Here is a 15,208-nt window from a genome sequence, read left to right as displayed (position 1 = left end):
GCCTTGGCCCACCACTCCACATCACTGCCCGACCATTGGTCGGACGCCACCGCAAACCATGATTTCCGTAGGAGCGCACCTTGGTGCGCGATGGAGCTTTCCCGGTAGAGCCTCATCGCGCACCAAGGTGCGCTCCTACGCCAACCGCCTCAGCCGCACCACACCCGCGCGTTGCGGAACATGCGCAGCCACGGCGAATCCTCACCCCAGCCCTTCGGCGCCCAGCTCAGGTTGATGCTGCGCGGGGTGCGCTCGGGGTGCGGCATCAGGATGGTGACGCGGCCGTCGCGGGTGGTGAGGCCGGTGATGCCGTCCGGCGAGCCGTTCGGGTTCAGCGGGTACTGCGTGGCCACCTTGCCGTCGCCATCGACGTAGCGCAGCGCAATGTTCGCAGCGGCCTGATCGACCGCACCGTCGAACTCGGCGCGGCCCTCGCCGTGCGCCACCGCCACCGGCAGCCGCGAGCCGGCCATGCCGCGCAGCAGGATCGACGGCGACTCCACCACCTCCAGCAACGCGGTGCGCGCCTCGAACTGCTCGCTGCGGTTGCGCAGGAAGGTCGGCCAGTGCTCGGCGCCGGGGATGATGTCCTTGAGCTGGCTCATCATCTGGCAGCCGTTGCACACGCCCAGCGCGAAGGTGTCCGGGCGCGCGAAGAACGCGGCGAACTGCCCGCGCAGCGCCGGGCGTTCGAGGATCGAAGTCGCCCAGCCGCGGCCGGCGCCGAGCACGTCGCCGTAGCTGAAACCGCCGCAGGCGGCCACGCCGCGGAAATCGGCCAGTTGCACGCGGCCTTCGATCAGGTCGCTCATGTGCACGTCATAGGCATCGAAGCCGGCGCGCTCGAAGATGTTGGCCATCTCGATCTGGCCGTTGACGCCCTGCTCGCGCAGGATCGCCACCTTCGGCCGCGTACCCGTGGCGATGAAGGGAGCGGCGACGTCTTCCGAAGGGTCGAACGCCAGCTTCGGCTTCAACCCCGGCGCGTTGAAGTCGCGCGCGATGGCGCGCTCCTGCTCGGCCGCCTCCGGGTTGTCGCGCAGCTTCTGCATGGCATGGGTCACCGACCACCACGCGTCGAACAGCTCCTCCCAACGCCACTCGACCAGGCTCTCGCCCGCCAGTTGCACGCGCACCACCGGCGCGGTGGTCGGCCGCGCGATGCGCTGCGCGCATTCGGTCAGCGCATGACGCTCGACCAGGTCGGCGAAGGCGGCGCGGTCGTCGTTGGCGACCTGCACGATCGCGCCCAGTTCCTCGTTGAACAGGCTGCGGAACGGGTCGTCGCCCCAGGCGTCGAGCACGATGTCCAGGCCGCGGCGCGAGGCGAACGCCATCTCGCACAGCGCGGCGAAGGCACCGCCGTCGCTGCGGTCGTGGTAGGCCAGCAGCAGGCCGGCTTCGCGCGCGTCGCGGATCAGCTCGAAGAACGCACGCAGGCGCTCGGGATCGTCCAGGTCCGGCACCTCACCGCCGAATGCCGGCAGCGACGAATGGTCGGCCTGGGTCTGCGCGAGAATCGAACCGCCCAGCCGTTGCTTGCCGCCGCCGAGGCCGATCAGCCACAGCTCGCTGTCGGCCTCGCGGTCGAGCAGCGGCGTGAGCTGCCGGCGCGCATCGACCACCGGTGCGAACGCGGAGATCACCAGCGACACCGGCGACACCGACTTTTCGGTCATGCCATCGGCCTGCCACTGCGCCTGCATCGACAGCGAGTCCTTGCCCACCGGGATGCTGATGTCCAGCGCCGGGCACAGCTCCATGCCCACGGCCTTCACCGCGTCGTACAGCAGCGCGTCTTCGCCACCGTGGCCGCAGGCGGCCATCCAGTTGGCCGACAGCTTCACCGTATCCAGCGACGTGACCGGCGCGGCGCACAGGTTGGTGATCGCTTCGCCCACCGCCATGCGCGCCGAGGCGGCGGCGTCGAGCAGCGCCAGCGGGGTGCGTTCGCCAATGGCCATCGCCTCGCCTGCATGGGTGTCGAAACCGGCCAGGGTGACGGCGACGTCGGCCATCGGCAGCTGCCACGGGCCGATCATCTGCTCGCGCGCGGTCAGGCCGCCGACGCTGCGGTCGCCGATGGTGACGAGGAAGTTCTTGGCCGCCACGGTCGGGTGCGCCAGCACGCGCAGGCCGGCCTCGCGCAGGTCGATGCCGGCGGTCTTCAGCTGCGGCCAGCGTGGCGCGGCCGGGTGCGCGGTATCGCGGTGCATCTTCGGCGCCTTGCCGAACAGCACGTCCATCGGCAGGTCGATGGGGTGAGGATGAGCCGCTTGCGCGGCACTGCCGCGCGGCTCGTCCGAACGCCCGGCGCGCTGCGCCGGGCCGGGGGTATCAGTCGCGGCAGCGCTGCCATAGACACTTTCAACCGTTGCGCCATACCCCACCACCAGCCGCTCCTCGGCGGTGGCCACGCCGACCGCGGCGAACGGGCAGCGCTCGCGCGCGCAGATCGCGGCGAACTCGTCCAGCCGTTCGGCCGGGATGCCGAGCACGTAGCGTTCCTGCGATTCGTTGCACCACAGCTCCAGCGGCGACAGCGAGGGATCGTCGGTGGGCACCTTGCCCAGGTCGATCACGCCACCCACGCCCGAGTCGTGCAGCAACTCCGGGATCGCGTTGGACAGGCCACCGGCGCCGACGTCGTGGAAGAACTTGATCGGGTTGCCTTCGCCCATCGCCACGCAGCGGTCGATGATTTCCTGGCAGCGGCGCTCCATTTCCGGGTTGTCGCGCTGCACGCTGGCGAAATCCAGGTCCTCGGCGCTCTCGCCCGAGGCCACCGACGAGGCGGCGCCACCGCCCAGGCCGATCAGCATCGCCGGGCCGCCGAGCACGATGACGACGTCGCCATCCTGCAGTTTCAGCTTGTCCACCTGCACGCGGTCGATCGCGCCGAGGCCGCCGGCGAGCATGATCGGCTTGTCGTAGGCGCGGGTGATGCCGTCCTCGGGCAGCTCGAAGCTGCGGAAGTAGCCCAGCAGGTTCGGGCGGCCGAACTCGTTGTTGAATGCGGCGCCGCCGAGCGGGCCGTCGAGCATGATGTCCAGCGCCGGGGCCATGCGCGGGTTCAGCGCGCGCGGCGCTTCCCACGGCTGCGGCAGTGTCGGGATGCGCAGGTGCGACACCGAGAAGCCGGTCAGGCCGGCCTTGGGCTTGCCGCCGCGGCCGGTGGCGCCTTCGTCGCGGATTTCGCCGCCTGCACCGGTCGATGCGCCGGGGAACGGTGCAATCGCGGTCGGGTGGTTGTGGGTTTCCACCTTGATCTGGAACGCGCTGGGCACCACCGCTTCGCTGCGGTACTGGCCAGTGGCCGGGTCGGGGCGGTAACGCGCCGCCGGTTCGCCTTCGATCACCGCCGCGTTGTCGCTGTAGGCGCTCAGCGTGTGCTGCGGGGTCTGCTGGTGGGTGTGCTTGATCATGCGGAACAGCGAGCGATCCTGCGCCTGCCCGTCGATGCTCCAGCTGGCGTTGAAGATCTTGTGCCGGCAGTGCTCGGAATTGGCCTGCGCGAACATCATCAGCTCGACGTCGGACGGGTCGCGGCCCAGTTCGCCATAGCGCGTGCGCAGGTAGTCGATCTCGTCCTCGGCCAGCGCCAGCCCGAGGCGCTTGTTGGCGCTTTCCAGGTCGGCCAGTGCGATGCGCTCCAGCGGTTTGCGCGCCGGGCTGTCGAACAGCGCCTGCGCCTGGGCGATGTCGGCCAGCAGCGACTGGGTCATCGGGTCGTGCAGCAGCTTGGCGACGGCAGCCTGCCGGCCCGGGTCGGCGGGCCAGCCCGTCAGGTCGATGCGGGTACCGCGCTCGACGCGCTGGATCGGCAGGCCGGCGCCACGCACCAGCTCGGTGGCCTTGCTCGACCACGGCGACAAGGTGCCCAGCCGCGGCACCACGTAGCGCGACACCGCGCCGGCGGCGCGTTCGGCCGGCTGCGGCTGGCCCTGCAGGATGCGGCCGAGCGTGGCCCGGTCGACGGCTGCCACGTCGGCGGCCCGGGTGAAATAGACGTGCCAGGCCCCGGTGATGCGCAGATCGGCGGCGATGGACTGCAGGCGGGATTCAAGACGTTCGCGGCGGAACGGCGAAAGGGCGGCTGCGCCCTCGAGGACGATCATGTCCGGCTAACTCATGTGGGAGTCGGGCCGGTCATTGTACCGGAGCCGGCACCGTGAGCTGGAACACCCGCCGGCGACATCTTGCAGATGCGGGGCTTGCCCCGCATGGGGCTCTGCCGGGAAAGCTTCATGCGGGGCAAACCCCGCATCTACGGGGAAGGCGCCTGGCAGACGTGCCGCCGCCATCGCCCACCGATGGCCCGAAGGATTGCCGCCACCGATAGCGACAACCCGAACAGCATCACCCAGCTGCCGTGTCCCGGTTCAGGGGCGGCCGGCCGCGCCGGGCAGCTTTTCCAGCGCCGCCTTGAGCTGCGCCGGCGGCAGGTAGCCGCCCAGCTGCGAGCCATCGGCGGCGAAGATCGCCGGGGTGCCGCTGATGCCCAGCTGCTGGCCGACGTTGTACTGCATCGCCACCGGGTTGGTGCAGGACTTCGCCGCCACCGGCCGGTCGGCCTTGGCGGCGGTCAGCGCCGCCTTGCGGTCGTCGGCGCACCAGACCGAGATCATGTCGGTGTAGTCCTTGCTGCCCAGGCCCATGCGCGGGAAGGCGAGGTACTCGACCGCGATGCCCTGCCGGTTCAGCTCGGCGACATCCTGGTGCAGCTTGCGGCAGTAGCCGCACTCGATGTCGGTGAACACGCTGATGGTGTACTTGGCGTTCGGCGGCGCGAACACGATGCGGTCGGCATGCGGCAGCGAGGCCAGCAGCGTGCGGCGGTGGGCCAGCAGGCCGGTGCTGGTGGCCATCGCCCGCTTCTCGATGTCGTAGGGCTGGGACTGCATCAGGTAGCGGCCGTCGTCGGTGACGTACAGCACCTGCCCGGACACCACCACCTCGCGGAAGCCGGGGAACGGCGCGGCTCCGATGTAGTCCGGCGCGAAGTTCGGGTCCAGCTGCTTGAGGGCCTCGCGCACGCGCTTGTCGGCGGCGCTGTCGGCGGCCGGTGCGGTCGCGCCCGCGGGGGATGCGGGCTGCTGCGCGCAGGCGGAAAGGCTGATCGCGCCCAGCAGCGCGGCAATGGCAAGACGGAACATCGGCAACCCACGGTGGAGGAACCGGCGGATTCTCGCACACCTCGGGTGACGGGACGGTCTGCCGTTCATCGCTGGCGCGCGAAAGCCGTATCCTCGCGCGATGACCGACGCCGCCATCCCCGCCCCCCGCCCCTCGCCATTGCTGATCCGTCGCCTGCTGTCGCTGTTCTACGATTTCTGGCCGTCACTGGCCCTGTGGATGCTCGTCGCGGTGCCGTTCGTGCTGCTGGACGTGGCCGTGAACGGCGGCGACACCCACCACAACATCGCCCCCTACAGCCTGCTGGGCTGGCTGCTGTGGCTGTGCTGCTGGGCGGTGAGCGGGCTGTACGCCACCTTCAGCTGGAGGCTCGGCGGCCAGACCCTGGGCATGCGCCCGTGGCGCCTGCAGTTGCACGCGGCGAGCGGGCAGGCGCCGACGCGGGCCATGCTGTGGAAGCGCTACGCGATGGGCACGCTGTCGCTGCTGTGCGGCGGGCTGGGGTTCTGGTGGGCGCTGTTCGACCGTAACAGGCTGACATGGCACGACCGGTTCAGCGGCACCCGGCTGGTGCGCATACCCAAGGAGGATTGACCTTGCGGGTTTTCGCAGGAGCGACGTGAGTCGCGACCGAAGCTTTCCCGGGAAAGCCCATCGCGACTCACGTCGCTCCTACATATGCGGGTTCGTCAGCTCGAGCGCCGCCGGAACAGCCACCCGGACACGGCCAGCATCACGATCGGCGGCAACGCATAGGCGATGCGGTAGTCGAACTTCAACGCGCCGGCCATGCGCCCGAAGAACATCTGCAGCAGCAGGAAGCCCAGCGCGAACAGCATGCCCAGGAACAGGCGCTTGCCCATGCCGCCGCTGCGCAGCGAGCCGAACGCGAACGGCACCGCCGCCAGGCACAGCGCCAGCACGTTGAGCGGGTAGAACCAGCGGCTCCAGTAGGTGTCCTCGTAGTCGCGCGCATCCAGGCCGTTGCGCTTGCGGTATTCGATGTTGCTGCGCAGTTCGGTGGCGCTCAGGCTGCGCGGCTTGACCAGCCCGGAAGCCAGCGCTGCGGCGTCCAGTTGCGAATCCCAGCGCTCGCTGGCCACCGCCTGCCGCGTCGCCGAACGTTCGCCGAAACGGTCGTGGCGTACCTGCTCCAGCGTCCAGCCATTGGCGTCGTGCCGTGCGGTGGCGGCATGGGTCAGGCTCGCCAGGCGGCCGTCGGCATCCAGCCGGTACAGGCGCACGTCGTGCAACAGCAGGCGGCTCCTGCCGCCTTCATCCACTTGTTCCTCGCCGGTCTGTGCATTGAGGAAGGTATTGCCCTCGCGCGCCCACAGGCCCGAATAGCGGGCCACCGCCATGTCGGTCTGGTACTTGGCGCTGCCCTTGAGCAGGTCGGCCTTTTCCTGCGCCCACGGCGCCAGGGTTTCCCCGTTGACCACCATCATCGCGGTCAGCAACGACAGCGCGATGGCCACCGAAAGCGCGATGCGCCGTCGCGACAGGCCAACCGCGCGCAGCGCGGTCAGCTCCGAGGTCGCCGCCAGCTGCCCCAGCCCCATCAGCGCGCCGATCACCGCCGCCATCGGGAACAGCGTGTAAGCCCGGCGCGGGACGGTATAGGCGGTCCACGCCACGGCATGGCCGAAGGTGTAGCTGCCGGTGCCGATGTTCTTGGCCTCGCCGGACAGCGCCAGGGTCGCGTCCAGCCCCAGCAGCACCAGCCAGACCACCAGCACGGTGGCCAGCACGTTGCGGCCGACGTAGAGGTCGTGGATGCGCGGAGCGAGGGCCAGCCTCATGCGCCGGCCCTCGCGCGGCGGCGGCGCAGGCGGCCGTCGCGGAAGTACAGCCAGGTCGCCAATGCCAGCAACGGCAGCGTCAGCCACCACATCCCGGCCTCCGGCGGCAGCTTGCCGGTCGCCAGCCATTGCCGGCCGCTGATCATCAGGCTGACGCCCACCACGTAGGCCAGGAAGGCCAGCATGATGCTGCCATAGCGCTGCTGCCGCGGTGCGCTGCGCGCCAGCGGCAGGGTCAGCAGGGCAAAGCCCAGCGCCAGCAGCGGCGGGGTGATGCGCCAGTGCAGCTGCGCCTGCGCCGCCGGGCGCTCGTCACCGAACAGGCGCGTGGTCGGCAGCATCTCCGGGTCATCCTGGTTGCGCGGCTCGTCGCGGTCGGGCAGGGCCACCTCGTTGCTGGCGTAGCGCATCAGCCGGTAGTCCAGTTCGCCATCGGCCGGGCCTTCCAGCCGGTAGCCGTCCTCCAGTCGCAGGAAGCGCTGGCGTTCGCCCTCGAAGAACATGGCGCCGCGGTTGGCGGTGACCACGTCGATGCGCCCGTCCTTCTGCCGCTGCATGAAGATCTTGCCCAGCGTCGTGCCGTCCTCGCTGAGCGAGGACAGGTAGACGATGCCGCCACCGGACAGCTGGGTGAACTTGCCCGGCTCCAGCCCGGCCACCACCACGCTGCGGCTGGCGTTCTCGATCATCGTCTCGGCGCTGCGGTCGGCCCACGGCCCCAGCCACAGCGAGCAGGCGCCGATCACCGCCACCACCGGCAGCACCAGCATCAGGATCGGCCGCAGCAGCCGCTTCGGGCCCACGCCCACCGCGGTGAGCACGGCCATCTCCGAATCGCGGTACAGCCGGGCGATGGCCAGCGCCAGCCCCAGCAGCAGCGCCAGCGGCAGGATGATCGGCAGGTAGACGATGAACTGCAGGCCCAGCTGCGACAACAGCAGGCCGGCGGGCAGGCGGCCATCGGCGATGCGGCCGAGGATGTCCACCAGCACCCCGCCCACGCTCACCACCAGCAGCACGGTCAGGGTGGCCAGAAAGCTCTGGACGAAGTCGCTCAGCAGGTAGCGGTCAAGCTTGGACATGGGGGCGGTGGTTTAAACTCCCGGTTTCGTTCGCGGCGCGCCCGGCCGGTTGGTCGGGGGAAACAGTCCGCGATTGTACGGATTTGGCAATGGAATCTGATCAATGGCTCTGCAATTCACCCTGAACCACGCCGCCCCGGCCAACGCCGGCTTCGACTGCATCGTCGTCGGCGCCTTCTCCGACAAGTCGCTGTCGCCGGCCGCGCAGGCGCTGGATACCGCTTGCGGCGGTCGCATCGCGGCGCTGGTGGAGCGCGGCGACGTCGGTGGCAAGACCGGCAACACCGCGCTGCTGCACGACCTGCCGGGCGTCACCGCCCCGCGCGTGCTGGTGCTCGGCTTGGGCGAGGCGGCCAAGTTCGGCGTGGCGCAGTACCTCAAGGCGGTGGGCGACGCCGCCCGCGCGCTCAGGACCGGGGCGACCCGCAGCGCGCTGTTCACCCTGTCCGAGCTGGCGGTCGCCGGCCGCGACGCGGCCTGGAACATCCGCCAGGCGGTGATCGCCGCCAACCACGCCAGCTACCGCTACACCGCCACGCTGGGCAAGAAGAAGCCCGAGGCGCCGGGGCTGGAAACGCTGGCGATCCACGGCAGCGACGAAACCGCACTGGCGCAGGGCCAAGCCATCGCCGCCGGCGTCGAGTACGCCCGCGAGCTGGGCAACCTGCCGCCGAACCTGTGCACCCCGGCCTACCTGGCCACCTCCTCGGTCAAGTTCGCCGCCGAACACGATGGCGCCGAGGCCGAGATCCTCGACGAGCAGCAGATGGAAGCGCTCGGCATGGGCTCGCTGCTGGCTGTCGCCCGTGGCTCGGCCAACCGGCCGAAGCTGGTGGTGCTGAAGTGGACCGGCCTGCCGCAGGCCGACGGCGCCAAGCCCTACGTGCTGGTCGGCAAGGGCATCACCTTCGACACCGGCGGCGTCAACCTGAAGACGCAGGGCGGCATCGAGGAAATGAAGTACGACATGTGCGGCGGCGCCAACGTCATCGGCACCTTCGTCGCCGCGGTCAAGGCCAGGCTGCCGCTGAACCTGGTCGTGGTGGTGCCGGCGGTGGAGAACGCCATCGACGGCAACGCCTACCGCCCGTCGGACGTCATCACCTCGATGTCCGGCAAGACCATCGAGGTCGGCAACACCGACGCCGAGGGCCGCCTGATCCTGTGCGACGCGCTGACCTACGCGCAGCGCTTCGAACCGCAGGCACTGATCGACGTGGCGACCCTGACCGGCGCGTGCATGGTCGCGCTGGGCCACCAGACCGCCGGCCTGATGAGCAAGCACGACGACCTCGCCAACGAACTGCTGGCCGCCGGCGAACACGTGTTCGACCGCGCCTGGCGCCTGCCGCTGTGGGACGAATACCAGCCGATGCTGGATTCGAGCTTCGCCGACGTCTACAACATCGGCGGCCGCTGGGCCGGCGCGATCACCGCCGGCTGCTTCCTGTCGCGCTTCGCCGAAGGCCAGCGCTGGGCGCACCTGGACATCGCCGGCGTCGCCAGCGACGAGGGCAAGCGCGGCATGGCCACGGGCCGCCCGGTGGGCCTGCTGGCGCAGTGGCTGCTCGATAGGGTGGCTTGAAGCGGGGAATGGGGAACAGGGAACGGGGAATGAAAGTTCCCCGCGCCGGTTCCCCAACCCCACCCTTGTGCTTTCATTCCCTGTTCCCCGTTCCCGGTTCCCCGCCTTGACCATCCGCGCCGACTTCTACCTGATCGCCAAGCCCCGCTTCCTGACCGAGCCGTTGAAACTGGTCTGCGAGCTGGCGCGCAAGGCCAACGACGCCAGCCAATACACGCTGGTGCTGGCACGCGACGCGGCGCAGGCCGAGGAACTGGATGAACTGCTGTGGTCGTTCGACCCGGACGCCTACATCCCGCACCAGATCGTCGGCGAGGACGTGGACGAGGAAGAGGCCCTCGTGCTGATCGCCACGCCGGGCGCCGACGCACCGCAGCGGCCGCTGGTCATCAACCTGCGCGATGAACCCTACCTCGGCGCCTGCGAGCGGGTGCTGGAAGTGGTGCCGGCCGACCCGTCCGCGCGCGAACCGCTGCGCGAGCGCTGGCGCCAGTACAAGGCCGCCGGCTACGCGCTCACCAAACACGACATGTAAGGAGCCGCCCATGCGCCTGCTGATTGCCCTGCTGCTGCCGTGGCTGGCCTTCTTCACCATTGGCCGGCCGATCGCCGGCACCGTCTGCCTGATCCTGCAGATCACCCTGATCGGCTGGGTGCCGGCCGCGATCTGGGCCGCCTACGCCGTCAGCCAGTACCACACCGACCAGAAGATCAAGCGCGCCCTGAAAACCGGCGCGTTCCGCTGATCCCTCCCCCAGCATTCCACCCGGTTTCCCCGCATGACCCAACTCGCCTCCAGCTACGACCCGAAATCCTTTGAAACCGCGCTGTACGAGGCGTGGGAGAAGGCCGGCCACTTCAAGCCGTCCGGCAAGGGCGAGCCGTACACCATCCTGCTGCCGCCGCCGAACGTCACCGGCACCCTGCACATGGGCCACGCGTTCCAGCAGACGCTGATGGACGCGCTGATCCGCTACCACCGCATGCGCGGCTACGACACGCTGTGGCAGGTCGGCACCGACCACGCCGGCATCGCCACCGAAATGGTGGTCAGCCGCAACCTGGCGCTGGAAGGCAAGGGCGAAACCCGCGACTCGCTGGGCCGCGACGGCTTCATCGGCAAAGTGTGGGAGTGGAAGGCGCACTCGGGCAACGTGATCGAGGGCCAGATGCGCCGCCTCGGCACGTCCGCCGATTGGTCGCGCAGCACCTTCACCATGGACGAAGGCCCGAGCGAGGCGGTGATCGAGGCGTTCGTGCGCTGGCACGAGCAGGGCCTGATCTATCGCGGCCAACGGCTGGTCAACTGGGACCCGGTGCTGAAGACCGCCATTTCCGACCTGGAAGTGGAAAGCGTGGAAGAAGATGGTTTCCTGTGGTCGATCGCCTACGCGCTGGAAGATGGCGCCAGCTACGAGCATGTCGAGGTCGATGCCGACGGCAACGAGACCGTGCGCGAAACCCGCACTTATCTGGTGGTCGCCACCACCCGCCCGGAAACCCTGCTCGGCGACACCGCGGTGATGGTGCACCCGGAGGACGAACGCTACGCTCACCTGATCGGCAAGCGCGTGACCCTGCCGCTGACCGGCCGCAGCGTGCCGGTGATCGGCGACGACTACGTGGACAAGGCCTTCGGCACCGGCGTGGTCAAGGTCACGCCTGCACATGACTTCAACGACTACCAGGTCGGCGTGCGCCACGGCCTGCCGATGATCAACCTGTTCACCGAAGTCGCCGCGCTCAACGAAAACGCCCCGGAAAAATACCGCGGGCTGGATCGCTACGAGGCACGCAAGGTCGTGCTCGCCGAGCTGGAAGAACTCGGCATCCTGGTCGAAACCAAGGCGCACAAGCTGCAGGTGCCGCGTGGCGATCGCACAGGGCAGGTGATCGAGCCGTACCTGACCGACCAGTGGTTCGTGAAGATGGACGCGCTGGCCGAGCGCGGCCTCGAACTGGTCGAAAACGGTTCGATCAAATTCGTGCCCGGCAACTGGATCAACACCTACCGCCACTGGATGGAAAACATCCAGGACTGGTGCATCAGCCGCCAGCTGTGGTGGGGCCACCGCATCCCGGCGTGGTTCAACGCCGAGGGCAAGTGCTACGTCGGCCGCAACGAAGCCGAGGTGCGCGCCAAGCACGGGCTGGGCGATGACGTCGTGCTGCATCAGGACAGCGACGTGCTGGAGACGTGGTTCTCCTCGCAGCTGTGGCCGTTCTCCACGCTCGGCTGGCCGAACGAAACGGCAATGGCGCAGCGCGGCTTCGACCGCTACCTGCCCTCGAACGTGCTGGTCACCGGCTTCGACATCATCTTCTTCTGGGTGGCGCGCATGATCATGGCCACCGACAGCTTCACCGGGCAGATCCCGTTCAAGGACGTCTACATCACCGGCCTGATCCGCGATGCGCAGGGCCAGAAGATGTCCAAGTCCAAGGGCAACGTGCTCGACCCGCTGGACATCATCGACGGCATCAGCATCGACGACCTCGTCGCCAAGCGCACGCACGGGCTGATGCAGCCGAAAATGGCCGAGAAGATCGAGAAGGCCACGCGCAAGGAATTCCCGGACGGCATCATCGCCCACGGTGCCGACGCGCTGCGCTTCACCATCGCCGCGCTGGCCACCCACGGCCGCGACATCAAGTTCGACATGGGCCGCGCCGAGGGCTACAAGAACTTCTGCAACAAGCTGTGGAATGCCAGCCGTTTCACCCTGATGAACACGGAAGGCTGGGATCAGGGAACCGGGAACGGGGAATGGGCGAAGCCCGCACCCGTCACCGATGCGGAGAAATGGATTCTTTCGCGACTGGCGAAGGTCGCGGCCGAAGCGCAGCAGCACTTTGCCGACTACCGCTTCGACCTGCTGGCGCAGGCGCTGTACGAATTCGTCTGGAACGAGTTCTGCGACTGGTTCCTCGAACTGACCAAGCCGGCGCTCAATGGCAACGATGCCGCTGCTGCCGACAGCACCCGCCACACCTTGCTGTACGTGCTCGAAGCCGTGCTGCGCCTGCTGCACCCGCTGATCCCGTTCGTCACCGAACAGCTGTGGCAGCAGGTCGCCCCGCGTCTGGGCATCGCCGCCGATACGTTGTCGCTGCGCGCTTACCCAACCGCCGACGAGTTCGCCGGCGACTACGCGCAGGCCGAGGCCGACGTCGAATGGTTCAAGACGATGGTCAGCGCCCTGCGCCGCGTGCGCAGCGAGTTGAACGTACCGCCGTCCAAACAGGTGCGCCTGCTGTTGCAGGCCGGCAGCGAAGCCGACCGCACCCGCATTGAACGCTTCGCCTCGCAGCTGCGCTTCCTGCTGAAGCTGGAAAGCATCGACTGGCTGGCCGGCGACGCGCAGACCCCACCGGCCGCGGCCGCCATCGTCGGCGAACTGAAGCTGCTGGTGCCGCTGGAAGGACTGGTCGATCTGGACGCCGAACGCGCGCGCCTGGACAAGGAAATCGCCCGCGTCAGCGCCGAGAAGGAAAAGAGCGAAACCAAGCTCGCCAAGTTCACCGACAAGGTGCCAGCCGCGGTGGTCGAGCAGGAGCGCGTGCGCCTGGCCGACTGGAACAGCCAGTTGGCTGGCCTGCAGGAGCAGCGCGCCAAGCTGTAAAAGTCAGATCGCCGGTGGGTGCCGACCGTTGGTCGGCACTGCCTTTGCCCCGCAGGAGCGCACCTTGGTGCGCGATGGAGCTGTACCGGTAAAGCATCTCGCGCACCAAGGTGCGCTCCTACAACATCCGATTACAGCCCGTAGGTCGGGGCTACGCCCCCGACGGCGACATGCACGAAACGTCGGGGGCGTAGCCCCGACCTACAACGGCGGCATCGTGGCGATATCCGCGTCCACCAGCTCCATCGCCATCACCAGCGCATCCTCGCGGCCGTTTTCGGCCGGGTAGTAGCGCGGGCGGCGGCCGATCTCGTTGAAGCCCTCGCTGTGGTACAGCGCGATGGCCGGGTGATTGGACGGGCGCACTTCGAGGAAGACCCGCACTGCGTCGCGCTGCCGCGCCAGCCATACCAGTTCGCGCAGCAGGCGCCGGCCCAGCCCGTGCGACTGGCGATGCGGATCGACGCAGACGTTGAGCACGTGCGCCTCGTCGGCGGCGATGCTCAGCATCGCGTAACCGGCAAGGCAGCCATCCAGCTCCAGCACGCGCCCGGAGTAACCGGCGCGCAGGCAGTCCTGGAAGATGCCGCGCGTCCACGGGAACGGATAGGCGCGGCGCTCGACCTCCATCACCGCGTCCAGGTCGCCCTCGTGCATCGGGCGCAGCAGCGGCGCCGGTGCCACCGCCAGCGCATTCATTGCCGTTGCTTCCGCCGCAGCGCGCGCAGCTGCGGCCACAGCGCGCGCTTGGCCGCCGGGTTGGCGCGCAGCTCGGCCAGCGGCCAGCCTTCCATCAGCGCGCGGGTCTGCGGATCGTTGGGGTTGCAGCCGGAAGCCCGCAGCAGGGCGATCTGCAGGCGGTCGGGCAGGCGCGGGCCGCCGCCCCGACGCGGCGGCGCGGTGCGCTTTTCCGGTGCGGTGGCCGGCACCTCCGGCGAAACCCGTGGGGCCGGTTCACTGCGCGCAGGCGCGCGCGGGCGCTCGGGCACGGCTTCGGGCGCCACTACCACAGGCACCCCGGCCTGCACCGGCGGCAACGCATCCAGCGCGCCACCCTCCAGGTACACCGCATACCCCATCGCCTGCAGCCACGCCTGCTGCGATGCCGACCACACGGACACGGGCGATGCGTCGTTCATTCCACCGCGGCCGGCTGGCGCCAACGCTGCCACAGCCACATCGCCGGCCCGGACAAGGCGTAGATCACGCCAACGACGAACAGCACCCGCGGCGGGTCGGTCACCATGATGGCGATGACGATCGGCACCAGCGCCAGCACCACGAACGGCACCCGCTCCGAACGCGCGCCCTTGCCGTTGCCGCCCTTGAAGCTCCAGAAACGGATGCGGCTGACCATCAGCAGCGCGGCGAGGATGGTCACGCCCAGCGCCACGTAGCGCAGTTCCTCGCCGTTCCAGCCCAGGCCGCCATCGGCGAACGCCCAGACGAAGGACATCATCAGCCCCGCCGCCGCCGGGCTGGCCAGGCCGACGAACCAGCACTTGTCCACCACGCCCACCTGGGTATTGAAGCGGGCCAGCCGCAGCGCCGCGCAGGCCGCGTACAGGAAGGCGGCCGCCCAGCCCACCCGGCCCATCACGTCGCCATCGAACTTCAGCGAGGACAGCGCCCAGTGGTACATCACCAGCGCCGGCGCCATGCCAAAGCTGACCAGGTCGGCCAGCGAGTCGTACTGCACGCCGAATTCGCTGCTGGTGCCGGTCAGGCGCGCCACGCGGCCGTCCAGGCCATCCATCACCGCGGCCACGAACACGGCGATGCTGGCGTTGACGAACTGACCGTTGGCCGCGGCGATGATCGCGTAGAAGCCGGCGAACAGGCCGGCGGTGGTGAACAGGTTGGGCAGCAGGTAGATGCTGCGCGAACGTGGCGGTGGGCGGTTCTGGTCCATGTCCGGAAGTTTAATCGACTTGCATGACGAGTCACCGGATGCTGCAATCGGCCGATCCCAAGCATCCG

Annotated in this window: 12 protein-coding genes; 5 read left to right on the top strand and 7 right to left on the bottom strand. The window is 69.1% G+C overall.

What is annotated here, in order from left to right; translation table 11 throughout:
* Window positions 1-149 precede the first annotated feature (149 nt).
* Both purL and MIC98_RS05065 read right to left on the bottom strand, forming a co-directional pair.
* A complete protein-coding gene (gene purL / locus MIC98_RS05070; protein ID WP_239736246.1) occupies window positions 150-4,118 on the bottom strand; it encodes a phosphoribosylformylglycinamidine synthase in 3,969 nt (1,322 codons plus the stop codon).
* A gap of 264 nt (window positions 4,119-4,382) precedes the next feature.
* On the bottom strand, window positions 4,383-5,156 hold the full coding sequence (locus MIC98_RS05065) for a DsbC family protein (protein WP_239736244.1): 774 nt from the start codon (window positions 5,154-5,156) through the stop codon (window positions 4,383-4,385).
* 100 nt (window positions 5,157-5,256) lie between these two features.
* Here MIC98_RS05065 and MIC98_RS05060 point away from each other — a divergent pair, with 100 nt between their 5' ends.
* Entirely contained in the window at window positions 5,257-5,730 is a 474-nt protein-coding gene (locus MIC98_RS05060; RefSeq protein ID WP_239736242.1) for an RDD family protein, read from the top strand.
* Between the two features lie 95 nt (window positions 5,731-5,825).
* Here the strand turns inward: MIC98_RS05060 and lptG are convergent, their stop codons facing one another.
* Together lptG and lptF are read right to left on the bottom strand one after the other, a co-directional pair.
* The gene (gene lptG / locus MIC98_RS05055; protein WP_239736240.1) at window positions 5,826-6,938 is read right to left on the bottom strand and encodes an LPS export ABC transporter permease LptG; all 1,113 of its coding nucleotides are present in this window, start codon (window positions 6,936-6,938) and stop codon (window positions 5,826-5,828) included.
* Window positions 6,935-8,020, bottom strand: coding sequence for an LPS export ABC transporter permease LptF (gene lptF / locus MIC98_RS05050; protein WP_239736238.1), 1,086 nt, complete (start codon window positions 8,018-8,020; stop codon window positions 6,935-6,937). The genes lptG and lptF overlap by 4 nt, the downstream gene beginning before the upstream one ends.
* 103 nt (window positions 8,021-8,123) lie before the next feature.
* Between lptF and MIC98_RS05045 the strand changes: the two genes are divergently transcribed.
* From MIC98_RS05045 to MIC98_RS05030, 4 genes are all read left to right on the top strand, one after another.
* Window positions 8,124-9,605, top strand: coding sequence for a leucyl aminopeptidase (locus MIC98_RS05045; protein WP_239736236.1), 1,482 nt, complete (start codon window positions 8,124-8,126; stop codon window positions 9,603-9,605).
* Between the two features lie 112 nt (window positions 9,606-9,717).
* The gene (locus tag MIC98_RS05040) at window positions 9,718-10,140 is read left to right on the top strand and encodes a DNA polymerase III subunit chi (RefSeq protein ID WP_239738036.1); all 423 of its coding nucleotides are present in this window, start codon (window positions 9,718-9,720) and stop codon (window positions 10,138-10,140) included.
* A 10-nt stretch (window positions 10,141-10,150) separates the two neighbouring features.
* Window positions 10,151-10,351: a YqaE/Pmp3 family membrane protein gene (locus MIC98_RS05035; protein WP_057641326.1), complete on the top strand. Its 201-nt coding sequence runs from the start codon at window positions 10,151-10,153 to the stop codon at window positions 10,349-10,351.
* Window positions 10,352-10,384: 33 nt separating this feature from the next.
* Window positions 10,385-13,228 (top strand): valine--tRNA ligase, encoded by a 2,844-nt coding sequence (locus MIC98_RS05030; protein WP_239736233.1) that lies wholly within the window; start codon window positions 10,385-10,387, stop codon window positions 13,226-13,228.
* Window positions 13,229-13,429: 201 nt separating this feature from the next.
* Here MIC98_RS05030 and rimI read toward each other — a convergent pair whose 3' ends face one another.
* From rimI to pssA, 3 genes are read right to left on the bottom strand one after another with little or no spacing between them, the layout of a single operon-like run.
* Window positions 13,430-13,927 (bottom strand): ribosomal protein S18-alanine N-acetyltransferase, encoded by a 498-nt coding sequence (rimI, locus tag MIC98_RS05025; RefSeq protein ID WP_239736222.1) that lies wholly within the window; start codon window positions 13,925-13,927, stop codon window positions 13,430-13,432.
* Window positions 13,924-14,367, bottom strand: a complete 444-nt coding sequence (locus tag MIC98_RS05020; RefSeq protein WP_239736220.1) for an alanine acetyltransferase — start codon at window positions 14,365-14,367, stop codon at window positions 13,924-13,926. The genes rimI and MIC98_RS05020 overlap by 4 nt, the downstream gene beginning before the upstream one ends.
* Window positions 14,364-15,140: a CDP-diacylglycerol--serine O-phosphatidyltransferase gene (pssA, locus tag MIC98_RS05015; RefSeq protein ID WP_239736217.1), complete on the bottom strand. Its 777-nt coding sequence runs from the start codon at window positions 15,138-15,140 to the stop codon at window positions 14,364-14,366. Before pssA ends, MIC98_RS05020 begins: the two co-directional genes overlap by 4 nt.
* Window positions 15,141-15,208: the final 68 nt, after the last annotated feature.

Origin of the sequence: Stenotrophomonas sp. NLF4-10, assembly GCF_022359915.1 — a bacterium.
In the GTDB taxonomy this organism is placed as follows: Bacteria; Pseudomonadota; Gammaproteobacteria; order Xanthomonadales; family Xanthomonadaceae; genus Stenotrophomonas; species Stenotrophomonas daejeonensis.
The sequence above is the reverse complement of the archived record's forward strand: the minus strand, read 5'-3'. Positions and strand labels throughout refer to the sequence as shown.

Excerpts from the sequence above, each read along its gene's own strand:
- purL (WP_239736246.1), bottom strand. The coding sequence starts at position 4,118 with ATGATCGTCCTCGAGGGCGCAGCCGCCCTTTCGCCGTTCCGCCGCGAA.
- MIC98_RS05065 (WP_239736244.1), bottom strand. The coding sequence starts at position 5,156 with ATGTTCCGTCTTGCCATTGCCGCGCTGCTGGGCGCGATCAGCCTTTCC.
- MIC98_RS05060 (WP_239736242.1), top strand. The coding sequence starts at position 5,257 with ATGACCGACGCCGCCATCCCCGCCCCCCGCCCCTCGCCATTGCTGATC.
- lptG (WP_239736240.1), bottom strand. The coding sequence starts at position 6,938 with ATGAGGCTGGCCCTCGCTCCGCGCATCCACGACCTCTACGTCGGCCGC.
- lptF (WP_239736238.1), bottom strand. The coding sequence starts at position 8,020 with ATGTCCAAGCTTGACCGCTACCTGCTGAGCGACTTCGTCCAGAGCTTT.
- MIC98_RS05045 (WP_239736236.1), top strand. The coding sequence starts at position 8,124 with ATGGCTCTGCAATTCACCCTGAACCACGCCGCCCCGGCCAACGCCGGC.
- MIC98_RS05035 (WP_057641326.1), top strand. The coding sequence starts at position 10,151 with ATGCGCCTGCTGATTGCCCTGCTGCTGCCGTGGCTGGCCTTCTTCACC.
- MIC98_RS05030 (WP_239736233.1), top strand. The coding sequence starts at position 10,385 with ATGACCCAACTCGCCTCCAGCTACGACCCGAAATCCTTTGAAACCGCG.
- rimI (WP_239736222.1), bottom strand. The coding sequence starts at position 13,927 with ATGAATGCGCTGGCGGTGGCACCGGCGCCGCTGCTGCGCCCGATGCAC.
- MIC98_RS05020 (WP_239736220.1), bottom strand. The coding sequence starts at position 14,367 with ATGAACGACGCATCGCCCGTGTCCGTGTGGTCGGCATCGCAGCAGGCG.
- pssA (WP_239736217.1), bottom strand. The coding sequence starts at position 15,140 with ATGGACCAGAACCGCCCACCGCCACGTTCGCGCAGCATCTACCTGCTG.